Origin of the sequence: Halomarina pelagica, assembly GCF_024228315.1 — an archaeon.
Taxonomy (GTDB): Archaea; Halobacteriota; Halobacteria; order Halobacteriales; family Haloarculaceae; genus Halomarina; species Halomarina pelagica.
Genome location: NZ_CP100454.1, coordinates 2317673 through 2333571, shown reverse-complemented (window position 1 = coordinate 2333571; position 15899 = coordinate 2317673). Strand labels below are relative to the sequence as shown.

At 70.8% G+C, this 15899-nt stretch carries 19 protein-coding genes; 7 read left to right on the top strand and 12 right to left on the bottom strand.

Annotation, left to right across the window (positions count from 1 at the left end):
• Nucleotides 1-26: 26 nt before the first annotated feature.
• The 8 genes from NKI68_RS12100 to NKI68_RS12065 all read right to left on the bottom strand — a co-directional run bounded on the left by NKI68_RS12100 (nucleotide 27) and on the right by NKI68_RS12065 (nucleotide 7997).
• Nucleotides 27-1784, bottom strand: coding sequence for a type II secretion system protein (locus NKI68_RS12100; RefSeq protein WP_254543353.1), 1758 nt, complete (start codon nucleotides 1782-1784; stop codon nucleotides 27-29).
• A complete protein-coding gene (locus NKI68_RS12095; RefSeq protein WP_254543352.1) occupies nucleotides 1781-3685 on the bottom strand; it encodes an ATPase, T2SS/T4P/T4SS family in 1905 nt (634 codons plus the stop codon). Before NKI68_RS12095 ends, NKI68_RS12100 begins: the two co-directional genes overlap by 4 nt.
• A 24-nt stretch (nucleotides 3686-3709) precedes the next feature.
• Nucleotides 3710-4147 carry a DUF7311 family protein gene (locus tag NKI68_RS12090; protein ID WP_254543351.1) on the bottom strand — a complete coding sequence of 146 codons (438 nt, stop codon included), beginning with the start codon at nucleotides 4145-4147 and terminating at the stop codon, nucleotides 3710-3712.
• Complete coding sequence (locus NKI68_RS12085) at nucleotides 4147-4626, bottom strand: DUF7310 family coiled-coil domain-containing protein (protein WP_254543350.1); 480 nt, start codon at nucleotides 4624-4626, stop codon at nucleotides 4147-4149. Before NKI68_RS12085 ends, NKI68_RS12090 begins: the two co-directional genes overlap by 1 nt.
• 267 nt (nucleotides 4627-4893) lie before the next feature.
• Nucleotides 4894-5673, bottom strand: a complete 780-nt coding sequence (locus NKI68_RS12080; RefSeq protein WP_254543349.1) for a YihY/virulence factor BrkB family protein — start codon at nucleotides 5671-5673, stop codon at nucleotides 4894-4896.
• A 75-nt stretch (nucleotides 5674-5748) separates the two neighbouring features.
• Nucleotides 5749-7095 (bottom strand): alkaline phosphatase family protein, encoded by a 1347-nt coding sequence (locus NKI68_RS12075; protein ID WP_254543348.1) that lies wholly within the window; start codon nucleotides 7093-7095, stop codon nucleotides 5749-5751.
• A gap of 129 nt (nucleotides 7096-7224) precedes the next feature.
• On the bottom strand, nucleotides 7225-7365 hold the full coding sequence (locus NKI68_RS12070; RefSeq protein WP_254543347.1) for a hypothetical protein: 141 nt from the start codon (nucleotides 7363-7365) through the stop codon (nucleotides 7225-7227).
• A 98-nt stretch (nucleotides 7366-7463) separates the two neighbouring features.
• Nucleotides 7464-7997: an inorganic diphosphatase gene (locus tag NKI68_RS12065; protein ID WP_254543346.1), complete on the bottom strand. Its 534-nt coding sequence runs from the start codon at nucleotides 7995-7997 to the stop codon at nucleotides 7464-7466.
• Nucleotides 7998-8202: 205 nt separating this feature from the next.
• Here NKI68_RS12065 and NKI68_RS12060 point away from each other — a divergent pair, with 205 nt between their 5' ends.
• Nucleotides 8203-8562: a PadR family transcriptional regulator gene (locus NKI68_RS12060; protein WP_254543345.1), complete on the top strand. Its 360-nt coding sequence runs from the start codon at nucleotides 8203-8205 to the stop codon at nucleotides 8560-8562.
• Between the two features lie 88 nt (nucleotides 8563-8650).
• Here NKI68_RS12060 and NKI68_RS12055 read toward each other — a convergent pair whose 3' ends face one another.
• The gene (locus NKI68_RS12055; RefSeq protein WP_254543343.1) at nucleotides 8651-9190 is read right to left on the bottom strand and encodes a DUF7108 family protein; all 540 of its coding nucleotides are present in this window, start codon (nucleotides 9188-9190) and stop codon (nucleotides 8651-8653) included.
• Complete coding sequence (rnhA, locus tag NKI68_RS12050; protein WP_254543342.1) at nucleotides 9174-9773, bottom strand: ribonuclease HI; 600 nt, start codon at nucleotides 9771-9773, stop codon at nucleotides 9174-9176. The genes NKI68_RS12055 and rnhA overlap by 17 nt, the downstream gene beginning before the upstream one ends.
• Nucleotides 9774-9934: 161 nt before the next feature.
• On the opposite strand from rnhA, the gene NKI68_RS12045 reads away from it, so the two are divergent.
• The 4 genes from NKI68_RS12045 to NKI68_RS12035 all read left to right on the top strand — a co-directional run bounded on the left by NKI68_RS12045 (nucleotide 9935) and on the right by NKI68_RS12035 (nucleotide 12805).
• Nucleotides 9935-10891 carry a transcription initiation factor IIB gene (locus NKI68_RS12045; RefSeq protein WP_254543340.1) on the top strand — a complete coding sequence of 319 codons (957 nt, stop codon included), beginning with the start codon at nucleotides 9935-9937 and terminating at the stop codon, nucleotides 10889-10891.
• A gap of 270 nt (nucleotides 10892-11161) precedes the next feature.
• Complete coding sequence (gene nreA, locus NKI68_RS12040) at nucleotides 11162-12436, top strand: DNA repair protein NreA (RefSeq protein ID WP_254543339.1); 1275 nt, start codon at nucleotides 11162-11164, stop codon at nucleotides 12434-12436.
• On the top strand, nucleotides 12433-12555 hold the full coding sequence (locus tag NKI68_RS23580; RefSeq protein WP_256562598.1) for a hypothetical protein: 123 nt from the start codon (nucleotides 12433-12435) through the stop codon (nucleotides 12553-12555). Before nreA ends, NKI68_RS23580 begins: the two co-directional genes overlap by 4 nt.
• Before the next feature lie 49 nt (nucleotides 12556-12604).
• A complete protein-coding gene (locus NKI68_RS12035) occupies nucleotides 12605-12805 on the top strand; it encodes a hypothetical protein (protein ID WP_254543338.1) in 201 nt (66 codons plus the stop codon).
• Nucleotides 12806-12809: 4 nt separating this feature from the next.
• Here NKI68_RS12035 and NKI68_RS12030 read toward each other — a convergent pair whose 3' ends face one another.
• Both NKI68_RS12030 and NKI68_RS12025 read right to left on the bottom strand, forming a co-directional pair.
• A complete protein-coding gene (locus NKI68_RS12030) occupies nucleotides 12810-13268 on the bottom strand; it encodes a DUF302 domain-containing protein (protein WP_254543337.1) in 459 nt (152 codons plus the stop codon).
• Between the two features lie 41 nt (nucleotides 13269-13309).
• The gene (locus NKI68_RS12025) at nucleotides 13310-13639 is read right to left on the bottom strand and encodes a DUF5789 family protein (RefSeq protein ID WP_254543335.1); all 330 of its coding nucleotides are present in this window, start codon (nucleotides 13637-13639) and stop codon (nucleotides 13310-13312) included.
• 72 nt (nucleotides 13640-13711) lie between these two features.
• On the opposite strand from NKI68_RS12025, the gene NKI68_RS12020 reads away from it, so the two are divergent.
• Nucleotides 13712-14146 (top strand): DUF5788 family protein, encoded by a 435-nt coding sequence (locus NKI68_RS12020; RefSeq protein WP_254543334.1) that lies wholly within the window; start codon nucleotides 13712-13714, stop codon nucleotides 14144-14146.
• The gene (polX, locus tag NKI68_RS12015) at nucleotides 14143-15891 is read left to right on the top strand and encodes a DNA polymerase/3'-5' exonuclease PolX (RefSeq protein ID WP_254543333.1); all 1749 of its coding nucleotides are present in this window, start codon (nucleotides 14143-14145) and stop codon (nucleotides 15889-15891) included. The genes NKI68_RS12020 and polX overlap by 4 nt, the downstream gene beginning before the upstream one ends.
• The last annotated feature ends 8 nt before the right edge of the window (nucleotides 15892-15899 follow it).

Genomic DNA, 15899 nt, shown 5'->3' with positions numbered 1-15899 from the left:
TCCCGGTATATGAACTTACGCCGGTGCTACGCGAGCAGTCGCGCTCCCGCGAACGCGACGAGGTAGACCGCCGTGGCCGCGGGGAGCGCCGCGCCGACGCGGTAGCCGACGACGGCGCGGTCGAACCCGCGGTCGAGACCCGCAGCGAGGGCGGTCAGGAGCGCGGCGAGCAGGAGGACGTACGCCCCGACGGCGAGGCCGAGGCCGCCCGTCGGGAGGGGTACGGAGTCGCCCGCGAGCGAGCGGCCGCCGATCGCGTCGGCGAGCGCGACCGTGACCCCCGCGACCAGCGGCCCGAACGCCGCCGCGGTGTTCGAGAGCGTGGTCGTCACCCGCTTCAGGTCGCGGCGCGACCGCCGCTCGACGGACAGGAGTTCCTCGACGTGGTCCGCCATCGCGACGACGGCCGCCCCAGCCGGGCGACCCTCGCGCGCGGCGATCGCGAGCAGGTCGGCGGTGCTCCGCACGCGGGGGCTGGGGACGGCCGCGAGCGCGCCGTGCTCGCCGAGGAACGCCTCGCCGACGCCGACTCGGAGCCGTCGCTGTCGCGCGGCGGCCGCCTCCAGAACGGCACCCATCTCGCCCGTCACCTCGTCGGCCGCGAGTTCGACGCTCCGCTCGACGGACCGCCCCTCCTCGACGCGCCGGCCGACGAGGTAGAGCGCGTCGGCCAGGCCGTCCTCGATGGCCCGAACCCGCCGGCGGACGGCGACCACCGGTCGGTACCACGCGAGGAGAGCAGCGCCGACGCCGACCCCGGCGACGGCGAGCGGGAGCGTCCAGCCGGGGAGAGTCAGGACGACGAACGCGCCGGCGGCACCGCCCGCCGCGATGCCGGCCCCGAGCGCGACCGTCGCACCCCGCCGTCGATCGGGAACGTCGGGGTGCGTCCGCGAGATCGTGGGGGCGGGAAACGTGACCGGGCGGCGCGCGAGCACGCCGACGGCGGCGGCGAGCAACAGCGCGGGGAGGAGCGCGTCGTACAGGGCGACGACCAGCGGGAGCGTCACGCGAACGCCCGCGGCGCGGCCGGCGGGGAGGACGGCGACCAGCGCGAGCGGGAGGAAGACACCGAACGCGTAGATCACGGAGACGGGGCCGGAGAGGTCCGCGGTCGCCTCGGTCATCCGCTCGCGGGTCCCGTCGAGGACGGCACGGGCGGCCCGGTCGAGCGTCCGCTCGCGCTCCCCGGCGGGCGCGGCCCCCGCCGCCTCGACGAGGAGCGCGGCGCGGCGTAGCGCCGGGTACGCCTCCCGCCACCGCTCCCCGAACGACCCGAGCCCCGAGGCGGGCGTCCCGGCGGCCCGCTCGACGTGGCGGCGGAGGCTGTCGGCGAGCGGGCCGCGCCCGGTTCGGGCGGCGAACGCCGCGGCCGTCTCGGGGGTCGGCGTCAGGCGCATCCGCAGCACGGCGCGGCTGACGAGGTCGGGCGCGGCCCCGAGCGCCGCCGTGCGACGGACGCGGGCGGCCCAGGGGGGGAGTCGGCACGCGGCGACCGCGACGAGGAACCCCATCGCGACCGCCGCGGGGACGAGGGCCGTACCGAGGCCGGGCGCGACGGCGAGCCCCACCACGACGACACCGAGGGCGGCCGCGAGCGCCGCGACGACGCTCGCGGCGGCGACGGTCTCCACGGAAAGGGTTGGTGAGAGGAACCGGAGTGCGCGCTCGTAGCGATCCCGCGGGACGCCGGCGAGGGACGGCGGCGCGCCGCGGGCAAAGCGGCGGATCGTCGGCCGATCCCCTCTGCCACCGTCGCGCGGACGCGTTCGGCGCGGCGTCATCGGTCACCCGGTCGGTCCCGTCCGCGACGGCGGGCGTGCTCGCTCACGACGGACGCGGCGTCGGTCAGGTCGGCGGCGACCAGTTCGTCGAACCACGCTTTCCGCGCGTCGAGGGCCGCTCGGAGATCGGCGTACGACTCGCCGGGGCGGGCGAGTCCGGCGAGCAGGCGGCTCTCGCCGCGCTCCAGGCGACCCGTGGCGGCGAGTCCGTCGCCGTCGCGTTCGAACAGCGGCGCGAATCCGACCCCCGACTCGACGGCGTGGACCTCCTCGACCGACGCGACGCGACGACCCCTCGGCGTCAGCGCACAGGTGACGAGGAGGTCGGTCGCCCCCAGGGCGCGTTCGGGGACGCCGAGGTCGGAGACGAGGCGCTCGCGGACGCTCGCCCCGCCGTCGCCGTGGATCGTGCCGAGGACGGCGCTGTCGTTCGCGCCGACGCGCATCGCCTCGAACAGTGCGCCCGCCTCCGCGCCGCGTACCTCGCCGACGACGAGCGCGCCGTCTCCCAGCCGAAGCGCGGTTCTGACCGCCTCCTCGGGGGAGAATCCGTCCGCGTCCGCGTCGGCGCGGAGGCGCTGGACGTCCCGCCCGCGCTCGCGCAGGGCGGCGACGGGGAGTTCGGGCGTGTCCTCAATCGCGACGACGCGGACGGCGGCAGGGAGTTCCCAGCAGAGCGCGGAGAGGAGCGTCGTCTTCCCCGACGCACGACCGCCGGTGACGAGGCAGGCGGCGTCGCGCTCGACGGCGAGCGAGCAGAGCGCCGCCGCGTCCGCGGGGAGCGTGCCGTTCGCCGCGAGCGCCGGGAGCGTCCACGCCTCGACGTCGTGGGCGCGGAAGGCGAACCCGACGCCGTCGCTCGCGGGATCGGTGACGCCGGCGACGCGGACGCGGCGACCGCCCGCCGTCGTCGCCGCGTCCAGGGTCGGACTCGCCCGCGAGAACGCCCGGCCGCTCGTCCGCCGGAAGCGCGAGGCGAGCGTCTCGACGCCGCGCTCTGTCAGCCGGACGTTCGTCCGGAGCGTCTCGTCGCCCCGGCGGACGCGCAGGGGGGCGGCGTCGGCGGGGGCCGTCACGAACACGTCGGAGCAGCCGGGGTCGGCGAAGAGGTCGTCGAGCACGCCCGCGCCGGCGGTGTGCTTCTCGAGCACCGCGACGAGGCGCTCGACGGGCACGTCCGTGTCCCCGCTCGCGTCCGCGACCGCCCGGACGGCGCGCCCCGCGGCGCGGTCGCCGGTCGCGTCCCCCTCCGCCAACCGCTCGTAGGCGGCGGCGAGCGCGGCGAGCGCGGCATCGTCGAACGTGTGCTCGATCGGAACGAGGTGGTAGAGCCGGAGTTCGTCCCCCGGGCGCTCGTACACCCGGACGACCGCGCCCGTGTCGAGGTCAGTCCGCTCGACGAGGCGCGCGTCCGACGGCGGACGGACGGCGATTCGAGCGCGGGCGACCGTCGGCCCGACGCGCGGGCGGAGAGCGTCCTCGTACCCCTCGGCCCGGGCCGCGCCCTCCGCGAGCCCCGTCTCCGCGGCGATGCGGGCGAGCGCCCCCGCGCGGCCGGTCGCCTGTCTGGCGGCGAGGAGCGGATCGCGGCGGGCGCGCGCCGCGAGCGTCTCGTCGCGGTGGGCGGCCGCCTCGACGAACCGACCCGCGGCGACGAGGAACGCCGCCGCGTCCCCCTCGTAGGACCGCTCGACGCCCGCGGCGCGGACGAGCACGACCTCGGCGTCGCGACGGGCGAGCGCGTCGACGACCGTCTCGCGGCAGTCGGGGCTGCGCTCCACGACGCCGCCGCCGTCGCAGTCGGTCGCGTCGACGACGAGGCGGTCGCCGTCCGCGCGCGGGCGGCAGGCGCAGGCGGGTGGCGACCCGCGATCGAGGAGGCCGAACGGGAACCGGGACATGGGCAGGGCTGGTGACGTTCTCGTTCATAAACCTGTGCCGCGACGGACGACGGCGACCGCGCGGCCGGCGCGGCGCTCGCAGGCGACGCGGAGGCGGTGGCGGCCCGCTCCGCGCAGTTCGATCGGGCGGTCGAGTGCGGCCGGTCCGTCGAACCGGAGACGGTGTCGCGCGCCGCCGCGAACCCGCCAGCGGACGCCACGCGGGGTGACGCGAACCCGCTCGACGCCGGCGTGACCCCACGAGCGAGCGGGGAGCGCGAGGGTGACGACGCGACGCGCGCCGGGCCCGCCCGGGGTGACGGGGTCGCTGTCCGCGCACGCTCGCTCGACCGCGGTCGCGAGCGCGGTGGCCTCCCGCTCGACAGCCGCGTCGCTCGACGCGACGCGCGCGCGTTCGACGGCGGGGAGGGACGCGCCCACGAGCGCGACGGCCAGCAGGACCGCGAGGACGACGCGGAGCACTACAGGGCGTTCCGGAGGCGGGCGAGCGCCCCGTCGACCTCGTCCGCCTCTCGTTCGCCGTCGGTGGGGGTACCGGCGACGTCCGTCTCCGGGCCGTCGGTGAGTCTCGTTCGGGGGCCGGGGGCAGATTCGGACGGAGCGGCGGAGCCGTCTGCCTCGTCCGGGGCGTCCCGTCGCCCCTCGCTGGGGAGGTCGGCCGCCGCGATCGTCCCCTCGAGCGATTCGACGGCGGCGATGGCGGCGTCCGCGCGCCGCTCGACCGCCCGATCGACGCGCCTGACCTCGCCGACGTAGCCGCGAAGCGCCTGCACCGCGGCGTCCAAGTCGGCGATCCGGTCGTCCAGCTCGTCGACCCGGTCTTCGATCTCGGTCAGGCGGGTCGCGACCCGCGCCTCGTCGGCCAGGTCGGGGAGCGCGCGACCGTCGGTGAGGGCGCGTTCGAGCGCGTCGATTCGCGCGGAGAGCGTGTCGTCTGCCATCGAGGCGGAGTGGTCCCGTTCCGGTACTTGAACCTTCGGCCACCGGTCGCGAGGGGTGTTAGATGAGGTACTCGAGGTTGAGATACGATCTCGAAAGCCCGGCTCGCTGCGCTCCTCGTGCCCCCCGCGCTGCGGTGCTTGCCTCATCCACCGTCGCCCATCGAGCCGCCCCCTTCAGTCCCACCCACCGATGGCTGGACGATCGATGCGGGTGGGGCTTTCGGGATGGTGCTCGCTGCTTCCCCGGCCTCCTACCTGAACACACCCTCAGTCGCGGCCGGCGAGGACGACGTTCACGACCACGCCGAGTAGCAGGACGAGCGCGGAGACGTACAGCCACGTGACGAACAGGACGACGCCCGTGAGCGCGCCGTAGAGGGAGGGTCCGACGGTCGCCGCGTAGACCTCGAAGACCACCCCCAGGACCGTCCAGCCGCCGGCGCAGAGCACCGCGCCGGGGACGATCTCGGCGAGCGACACCGGGACGTCGGGTAGGAAGTAGTAGAGCGGAACGAGCACGAACGTCAGCGCCAGAAACTGGGCGAACAGGTTCACGACGCCGAGATCGACGGTGGTGCTGACGCGGAGGACGCTGTCGATGCCGGCGAGGACGGCGGCGACGGCGACGACGGTCACGAGGACGACGACGGCGTCGCGGAACTGCCGGAGGACGTCGTGTCCGTCGGTCGTCCCGTAGACGACCCCGAAGGCGGCACCGATGCCGCGGAAGAGCCGGACGGCGGCCCACAGGAAGACCAGGGAGCCGAACGCGAACGCCCCGCCGCGGCCGCTCGCGTCCCGGACCGTCTCGCGGATCGCGTTACGACCGCTGGGCGACAGCATCGCTCCCGCCTGCCGGAGGACGAACTCGGCCAGTTGCTCTCCCACCAGCGCGGTGAGGACGACGACAGTGAGCACCAGCAGCGGGACGAGCGAGACGAGCGCGTAGTAGGCGATGCCGGCCGCGGCGAGCGGGATCTCGCGGGTACGGACGACCTCCCTGATCCGGGAGAGCGCCTCGCGCGTCGTCCCTGGTGCCCCGTCCATGACGACGGGACGCGGTCCAGACGGGTAACTGTACGTGAACGACAGGACGGACGAAACGCGGCGATCGACCCCGAGTTATCGGGCGAGACTCGAGCCGTCGAACGACGTGCGGTCGTACTCGACCTCCATCAGGTCGAGGATCGTCGGCGCGATGTCGAGCAGGTCGGCGTCGCCGACGCGCGCGTCGGGGTCGTCGATGAACAGGCAGGCGTTGTTGAAGCTGTGCATACCGTTTCGCGGGCCGACGCCGAACACGTCGCCGGTCCCCTTGAACCCGGCCTTGAGGTCGAAGCCGTGGTTCGGAATCACGACGAGGTCGGGCGCGATGTCGTCGTGATCGCCGCGGAAGGCCTCCTCCTTGGTGACGACGCGCTCCGCGACCGCCGTCCCGTTGGGCCCCTCCAGCGCTTCGAGTTCCTCCTTGAGTTCGTCGCGGACGGACTCGTAGTCCTCCTCGCTCACGCTTCCGCGCGGCTCGCGACCCTCCAGGTTGACGTAGAACCGGCCGGGGATGAGCGAGTAGGCGCGCGTGTCGTCGGTGATGTCGCCGAGTTCGCTCGGGTCGTCGTCCTGGAAGTCGAGCCAGCCCTCCTCCACGAGCCACTGGTTGAAGTGGACCTCGTAGTCGAGGCTGGTGAACCCGTGGTCGGAGGCGACGACCATCGTGGTGTCGTCGTCGAGCATCTCGCGGAGCTGGCCGAGGTAGTCGTCGACCTTGCGGTAGAAGTCGATGAACAGCTCCTTGTTCTCGCCGTCGCGCTCGTAGTCCTTGAACAGGAAGTGGTTGACCCGGTCGGTCGTCATGAAGACGCCGAAGAAGAGGTCCCAGTCGTCCTGCTGGACGTAGTGTTTGAACGCCTCGAAGCGCGCGTCGATCGTCGCGTGGGCGTCCTCCATGAACTCGGACTTGTCCTCCTGGTGGCCGAGTTTCGCGTTCACGTCGATGCGGTAGTTCAGTTCCTGCAACGTCTCGCGCAGTTCGTCGGGGTAGGCGGCCTTGTCGACGCTCGGCGAGAGGAAGCCGCTCACCATCCGCTGGACGTTTCGCTGGGGCGGGAACGTGACGGGGACGTTCATCACCGTCGCGTCGCGGTCGGCGGCCTCGACGCGGTCCCAGAGGCGCGTCGCCTGGACGTCGCGGCCCATCGGGACGTAGGTGTCGTACGAGCCGTTCTCCCGGTCCTGGAAGCCGTATACGCCCGTTTCGCCGGGATTTACCCCGGTCGTGAGCGCGGGCCAGCAGGCGCTGGACTCGGGGGGGACGATGCTGTCGATCGCCCCCGCGGCCCCCTCGGACGCGACGGCCGCGAGGTTCGGAAACTCGTCCGTGTGATCTCTCAGCAGGCTATAGGGGACGCCGTCGATTCCGAAGAAGGCGACACGTGGCCCATCATCGCCGCGAAGGCGGTCGAACAGTCCCATGGTATAGCTACCGAGGCACTCCCACAAGAAGGTTCTTTTCGCCGTCAGGGGTTGCGGGGTTTTCTAGCCTCGGCTCGTCGGCTGTGGTAACCGGCGAGCGCGGTGAACGAGATCGGTCGGGTACCGCCCTCAGCGATCGCGGACGTGGGCGGGATTACGATCGCGATCGCGGTAGTCGTCGTGGAAGCGACGGGCACGCTCGGCGTCCGGGTCGAAGTTCTCGGGGACGACCGTCAGGTGGCGGCAGCCGAACGACGTTCTCGTGGACATCACGGCTAGCGCTAGCGGACTCGAGCACAAATAATTACCCATAATTATAACACATTCCGGCCGTCCCGACGATTACCGCGGGGAATCGACGGACGGGATCAGGCGAAGTTCTGCTCGTAGAGGTTCTGCGCGTGCTCGATGGCGTCGAGCGCGGCCCGCCTGTCCTCCCACCCGAGCGTCTCGACTTCCTTGCCGGCCTCGAGGTTCTTGTAGGTCGAAAAGAACTCGTCGATCTCGTCGCGCGTCTGCTGGGGGACGTCGTCGAGGTCCTGGATGTGATCGAAGCGCGGGTCCTCCGTCGGCACGGCGATGACCTTGTCGTCCTGTTCGCCGTCGTCGTCCATCTTCATGAGCGCGACGGGGCGCGCCTCGACGATGCACCCGGGGAACGTCGCGTCCTCGACGAGCACGAGGACGTCGAACGGGTCCTCGTCGTCGTAGTACGTCCGCGGCATGAACCCGTAGTCGGAGGGGTAGTGGACGTTGCTGTGGAGCACCCGATCGAGCACGACGCCCGGAACGTCCTTGTCGTACTCGTACTTGTTTCGCTCGCCCTTCAGGCACTCGATCACCGCGTAGACGGTCTCCGGCGCGTTCGGGCCGGTTTCCAGGTCTTCCCAGAGGTTAGCCATCACCGGACGTGCGGCAGACGGCCAAAAAGTACTTTCGGCCTCCCGTCCGATCACCGATACCGACATTCACCTCGCGACGACTGGTATAAGTAGCCGAGTTGCGGATCTGTTAATACGTACACAATCAGTCGCAGTAATGCGAAAATGGTGATGAATCCAAGGATAGTTGAGAAGTTTTATATACCACCATGACATTTATCCTCTCATGTCAGAGGCACAGTCAGTCTCCGGCGAACCGGGCATCGGGCGGGAACTTACGGCGTTCCAGCAGAACATCCTCGTCATCCTCTCCGAGGAACCGCGCTACGGTCTCGCGATCAAGCGCGAACTCGAGGACTACTACCAGGCGGAGGTCAACCACGGGCGACTCTATCCCAACCTCGACGACCTCGTCGAGATGGAACTGGTCGAGAAGAGCGAACTCGACAAGCGCACGAACCAGTACGCGCTGACCGAGAAGGGCAAGGACGCCGTCCTCGGCCAGCTGGGATGGATCTTCTCGCGGTTCGTGACCGACGCGGAGCGCGCGAACGAACTGCGCGCGCTCGTCGACGCCGCCGAGTAAGTCACGAGTCACGAGTCGCGGCGTCGGTCGCGCATCACGGGCGATGCGCGCGTCGGAGGAGTAGTCGACCTCCGGCGACCGACCGACGCTATCGGACCGAACGCGCCGTTTTTATCGTCAGTTCGATAGACTCGCCGACGGCGTCGCGCTGTCGCTCGTCGGGCCACGCGTTACGCGGGAAGTACTCGGTGAGGAACTCCGCTCGCATCCTCGCGGTGGCCGCCTCGATCGGCTTCGCGTAGTGGTTCCCCATGAAGTCCGCGAACGCCGCCGCATTCTTTCCGTGGACTTCCCCGTGTTCGTCGGCGACCCGCGCGACGATATCGCGGTTGTGCGCCTCGATCGCCTCCCAGTCCTCGCCGTCGCCCGCCCCTTCGAGCGGTCGCTCGACCGCGCGCTCGGTGTCGTCGATGCGGTCGAACCTGACCGTCCCGTCCTCGATCCACTCGGCGGGATAGAGCACGAGCGTCGCGTCTTCCTCCCGCACTCTGGCGGTGAACCCGTGTTCGCCGAGCAGCGCGTCGCGCTTCGCGCGCGCGGCCTCGGCTTCGCCCTCGTCGACGGCGTCGCGGGCGAGTCGGGTCAGTCGCGTTGCCTCCTCTACGGCGTCGTCAGGAACTCCCGTCATCGAGTGCCTCGTTCGCCAGGTCGTCGGCGCGGTCGTTTATCTCCCGCGGAACGTGCGCGAGCGACCAGTCCTCGAACTCGCGGAGGAGTTCGTGGACGCGGACGCGTCGCTCGCGCAGTTCGGGGTCGTTCGTGTTCCACGCGCCCGTCACCTGCCTGACCACGAGTTGCGAGTCGCCGCGGATCTCGACGGAGTCGAACCCGAAGTCGGCGGCGACCTCGAGCGCGCGGACGAGCGCCTCGTACTCCGCCTGGTTGTTGGTCGCGCGCCCGATGCGCTCGCCGCCCTCGGCGGCGATGCCGTCGCCCGTGACGATGACCCACCCGACCGCGGCCGGGCCGGGATTGCCGCGGGCCGCGCCGTCGAAGTAGACGTGCGCGCGGCCGCCGCCGCCGCGCAGGAGGCCGACCAGCCGTCCCGGCGTACGACCCTGCACGACGACCTTGTCGTCGTACGCCACCGCCGTCGCCCCCTCGTACTCGGCGCGCCAGCGTTCGTGCCCCGTGTTCCCCGCGTCCACCGCGACGCCCGCCGCCTCCAGGCGCTCTCGCGCCTCGTCGGGATCGCACTCGATGACCGGCATGTCCTCATTCGCCCCGGGAGTCGCAAGTCGATTCCGGTCGTGACGGATACCACTGGTAAATCGGCGTCAGACACGTTCCCGTCGGCGAATTCTCCGTCCGATGCGCCGATCTCCACCAAGCAAAGTCTTAAATAGCGGAGCCGTAATACTATAAAAATGCGATGACACGGTCCACCCGTACCCGGGAGCGCGAGCAGGAGAATCACACAGAACGGGAAAATACGAGGGAATGCCCCGAGTGCGGGTCCGACCACCTTGTTAAGAGCACGGACCGAGGCGAACTCGTCTGTGACGATTGCGGTCTCGTCGTCGAGGAGGAGAAGATCGACCCCGGTCCGGAGTGGCGTGCGTTCAATCACCAGGAGCGTCAGCAGAAGTCCCGGGTCGGCGCGCCGACGACCCAGACGATGCACGACAAGGGACTGACGACGACTATCGACTGGAAGGACAAGGACGCCTACGGGCGCTCGATCTCCTCGAAGAAGCGCAGTCAGATGCACCGGCTGCGGAAGTGGCAGGAGCGCATCCGCACGAAGGACGCCGGCGAGCGCAACCTCCAGTTCGCGCTGAGCGAGATCGACCGCATGGCGAGCGCACTGGGCGTCCCACGCTCGGTACGGGAGGTCGCGTCGGTCATCTACCGCCGCGCGCTCAAGGAGGACCTCATCCGCGGGCGCTCCATCGAGGGCGTCGCCACCAGCGCGCTCTACGCCGCCTGTCGCAAGGAGGGCATCCCGCGCAGCCTCGAGGAGATCTCCGAGGTCTCGCGCGTCGAACGCAAGGAGATCGGTCGGACCTACCGATACATCTCCCAGGAACTCTCCCTGGAGATGGAGCCCGTCGACCCGAAGAAGTACGTCCCGCGGTTCTGTTCGGAACTGGGCCTGTCCGAAGAGGTGCAGTCGAAGGCCAACGAGATCATCACCACCACGGCGGAGGAGGGCCTGCTGTCGGGCAAGTCGCCGACGGGCTACGCCGCGGCGGCCATCTACGCCGCCTCGCTCCTCTGCAACGAGAAGAAGACCCAGCGCGAGGTCGCCGACGTCGCGCAGGTGACGGAGGTCACCATCCGCAACCGCTACCAGGAACAGATCGAAGCGATGGGCATCCACAGCTAGCTCGCGTTCCCGAGTACCACTTCTCCGCGTCGCGATACCCCCGAGCGGCGCGAACGTTCTTATACGATACCGGAACCAGCGACCCCGTGCGCTGACGTTCGCCCGACGGCGCTCCGCGGGAGCGCGACGCACCGCCGTCGGAACCCATCGCCGCCGCGTCGCCTGTTCGCTATCCGCCGAGCGACTGCAACGGCACGATTCCGCCGCGCGGTCGATCCCGCGTCCGCCGGAACTGAACCTTCAAACCCGTCGGGTACCAACTCCGATCGAATGCGTCTCGACGAGTACATCGACGGGCTGGAGGTCGACGAGACGGTCCGTATGCGCCAGTTGGCGAAGGAGAAGTCCTACGCCATCACCGACTACCTGGCGGACGTCGAGCGGCGCGTCGAGGAGACCGTGCAGGGCGACTCGCTGTTCGGCAGCACCGCCCCCTCGATCTTCGTCGGGCGCTCGTCGTACCCGAACGTCTCCGCCGGCGTCCTCGCGCCCGTGAGCGACGCCGAGCACGCCGCCGACTACGAGACGAGCGGCGAGTGGTACCGCCGGGGGTTCACGATCGACGACGTGTTCCAGGCGCGGACGAACCTGCTCAACTCGACCCAGCGGACGAACGTCCACGTCGCCGACGAGTGGGGCGGCTTCGTGGGCGTGCAGCGCGAGGTCGCCATCGCCGACCGACCGGTGGACGTGGAGGTCGGTCTCGACGGCCCCCCGACGATCGACTTCGACGCGGGGCTGGCGAACGTCTCGACGCCGACCGGCCCGCGCGCGACCGCGAAGAGCGCCGAACTCGCCGAGAACCCCCACGTACCCCGCGCCGTGGAGAAGACCCTCTCGGACGACGACTGGCGCGCCGAGGGGGCGATGAACTACCTCTACAACCGCGGGTTCGACGTCTACGACATCAACCGCATCCTGTCGGCGGGCGCGCTCGGCACCGCCGAGAGCCGCAGGCTCGTCCCCACGCGCTGGTCGATCACCGCCGTCGACGACACCGTGGGCCAGTACCTCCGCGGGCGCATCCGCAACGCCCCGAGCGTCGACGCCGTCGAGGTGTGGTACAACGGGTACATGGGCAACCGCTTCTGGGTGCTCCTCGCGCCCGGGCGCTGGGAGTACGAACTCGTCGAGATGAAGGCTCCGGGGAGCATCTGGAACTACGATCCCGAGGCGCGGTACCTCGTGGGCGCAGATTACGAGGGCTACGAGGGCCGGACGGGGTACGTCGAGGAGACCGCGGGGGCGTACTACGCCGCCCGCCTCGGCGTGCTCGAACACCTCGCCGACCGGGGGCGACAGGCCAAGGTGCTCGTCCTCCGGCACGTCACCGAGGACTACTGGGGGCCGACGGGCGTCTGGATGATCCGCGAGAGCGTCAGGAACGCCTTCACCGAGGGCGGCGCTGAGCCGGGGGAAGCCGAGACGTTCCACGACGCGATACGAACCCTCGCGCCGGCGCTCCCGATCGACCTGAACCGTCTCCGCCGGAGTTCCGAGATGGCGTCGGGACTGCAGGCGACGCTCGGGGACTACGGCTCGTGACCCTCGCCGTCTCCCCGACCGACCTGATGGTCGTCGGCCTGCTCGCGCTCGGCGCGTTCGGCGTCCCCGGCGTACTCGCGCTCGCCTACCTCAAGTGGCGGGCGTCCAGACGCGGGTAGGGCAGAAGTGACCAGAAAGCTGATGCCCTCGACTATCTCCCTCCCTGACATGTCGTCGATCCCGCTCTTCCCCGGCGTTCCGGGCGGTCCGGAGCTGTTCATCGTCCTCCTCGTGTTCGCCATCCCGCTGGTCTTCCTCGTCGTCGGCGGTGCCGTGGTGGTCGGGGTCCTCCGCCGACGCTCCTCGACCGATCGCGTCCGCGAACTCGAACGGCGGGTGGAGGAGTTAGAGCGCGAGAAACGCGAGTAGCAGGTCAGTTCGCGCCGTCGAGGCTGTCGAGGTTCGAGAACGCCTCGTCCGCGAGCGCGCCCGTCTCGTCGATCAGCTCCCGCCACTGCTCGGAGTCGGGCGCGACGCCGACGAGCCGACCGATCCGCATGATGCTGAGGTGATAGACGTGCTGGACGCCCGGCTCCTCCTCCCAGACGACGACGTTACAGGGGAACAGTCCGCCCATCCGCAGGCTCATGTCGAGCGCGCGGTCGGCCATCGCCGGGTTGCACGCGCCGAGGACGTAGTAGGGGTCGCGGTCGGCGTCCACCTTCTCGTTCAGCAGTTCGGAGGGCGAGAACTCCACGGGGACGCCGAAGCCCGCCTCGACGAACGTCTCGCGGACGTGCTCGACGGCCGCCTCGTGGTCCATGTGGAGCGTCGCCTCCTTCTCGCCGATGTCCTCCGGATCGAGCGCCGAGGGGTCGAACTCGAGACTCATCGGCCGTTGGTACGGTCGCCGGCGAGAAATGTCTTACCGACTCACTCGTCGCCGTCGCGGCTCCCGTCGCTCGTAGCGTCGCGATCCCGGTCGCTGGTGGGGACGGGCCCGCGTCCGACGACGTCGCGGATCGTCGTTTCGAGCGCCTCCTTCTTCGGGAAGTACGTCTCGTCGCTCTCGCCGAGGGCGTCCTCGACCGTCCGCGGTCCGTCGGGGGTTCGGATCTCGACGTCGCCGACGCGGCGGACGACCTCGCTCTTCGCGATGCCGTAGTGCAGTCGCGAGGTGACGCGCGCGAGCGGCGCGCCCTCGACGGATTCGCCCTCCCCGAGTTCGACCAGGGGTCCGGACTCCTCTTCCTCGTCAGCCATGTCGGTGGGTGCGACGGCGCGGCCATTACGCCTTTCGTTCGGACTTTTGTGCCCGCGCGCCCAACCCGAGGTATGGAAGAGTTCGAGCGAAAACAGCTGCTCGAGCGCATCGACCGCGAGGGCGCGACGGTGGGCGCGAGCATCCCGGAGACCATCACCGTCCAGGGCGAGGAGGTGAACCTCCGGGAGTTCGTCTTCGAGATAAAGCGCCGGGAGACGGTGCCGTCGGGTGAGCGCGAGCGCGTCGACCGGGCGAAGCGGAACCTCCGCCGTGAACGCCTCCAGCGCAAACAGCGCATCGAGCGGGGAGAGGTCAGCTACGAGGAGGGGAGGGCGCTCGTCGAGAGCATCGTCGGCATCGATCGTGCACTCGAGGCCCTCCAGAACCTCGGTCCGGCGAACGTCGAGGCCGAGGCGCGCGCGCAGGAGGCCGCTGACCAGAAGCGCTGGGTGAGCTTCCTCAGGCAGGTGCTCGGCGACGACGGCGGACGGCGGGGGCGATCGTGAGCGTCCGCAACGAGGAACTCGCCGCCCTGTTCGAGGAGTTCGCCGCCCTCCTCGAAGCCCAGGACGTCGAGTACAAGCCGCGGGCCTACCGCCAGGCGGCGGAGAACATCCGCTCGCACCCCGAACCCGTCGCGGACCTCGCGCGGCGGGGCGGGACGGACGCGGTGAAGGAGGTCAATCGCGTCGGCGACGCCATCGCCTCCAAGGTCGTCGAGTACGTCGAGACGGGCGAGATCGAGGAACTCGAGGAACTCCGCGCGGAACTCCCCGTCGACATGGCGGCGCTGACGAGCGTCGAGGGCGTCGGCCCGAAGACCGTCGGAACGCTCTACTACGAACTCGGGGTCCGGACGCTCGACGACCTCGAAGCCGCGGCGCGGGCGGAGGAGATACGCGAGGTGCCGGGCTTCGGTGCGAAGACGGAGGAGAACATCCTCGCCAACCTCGACTTCGCCCGCCAGTCGAACGAGCGCCAGCTCCTCAGCCGGGCACGACCGCTCGCCGACGAGATCCAGCGCCACTTCGCCGACGTGGCGGCCGTCGGGCGCTCGGAGGTCGCCGGGTCGCTGCGGCGCTGGAAGCCCACCATCGGCGACGTCGACCTGCTCGTCGCCAGCGACGACCCCGAGGCGGTCGTCGAGGCGTTCACCGGCTGGGAGGACGCCGACGCGGTCATCGAGGCGGGACCGACGAAGGCGTCGGTGCGCTCCGCGGGCATCCGCGTGGACCTCCGCGTGGTCGCCCCCGAGGAGTTCGGCGCCGCGCTCCAGCACTTCACCGGCAGCCGCGACCACAACATCAGCGTGCGCGACCGGGCCATCGAGCGCGGGCTGAAGGTCAACGAGTACGGCGTCTTCGACGTGTCGGACGTCGACGACCCGGACGCGGGACAGCGCGTGGGCGAGCGTCTCGCCTGCGAGACGGAGGCGGACGTGTACGCCGCCATCGACCTGCCGCTCGTCCCGCCGGAGCTTCGCGAGGACCGCGGCGAGGTGGAGGCCGCCGCCGAGGACCGCCTGCCGGACCTGATCGAGGAGAGCGACGTCCGGGGCGACCTCCACGTGCACACCACGTGGTCCGACGGGCGCTACTCGGTCCGCGAGATGGTCGAGGCCGCCGAGGAACGTGGCTACGACTACGTCAACGTCTCGGACCACGCGACCGGTCCGGGGATGGTCGGTGGCGTCGGCCTGTCGGACGACGAACTGGAGGAGCAGCTCGCTGAGGTGCGCGAGGTGGGCGACGACGCCGACATCGAGGTGTTCGCGGGCGTCGAGGCGAACGTCGGCGAGGACGGGAGCGTCTCGGTGGGCGACGCCCTCCTCGAGCAGCTCGACTGCGTCGTGGCCTCGCCGCACAGCGCGCTCGACGGCGACGGCACCGAACGCCTCGTCCGCGCCGCGGAGCACCCCGAGGTCGACGTCATCGGCCACCCGACGGGACGGATGCTCAACCAGCGATCGGGGCTCGACATCGACGTCTCGACGGTCGCGACGGCGGCCGCGGAGGCGAACACCGCCCTCGAGATCAACGCCAGCCCCAGCCGCCTCGACCTCTCCGGCGGCGCGGTGAAGCTCGCCATCGAGCAGGGCGCGACCGTCGTCGTCGACACCGACGCCCACAGCCCGTCGAACTTCGACCTGATCCGGTACGGCGTCCACACCGCCCGGCGGGGCTGGGCGGAAGTCGGCGACGTGCTGAACGCCTGGGAGACCGACGACGTGCGGGCGTTCCTCGAACGCTGAGCGTCGCG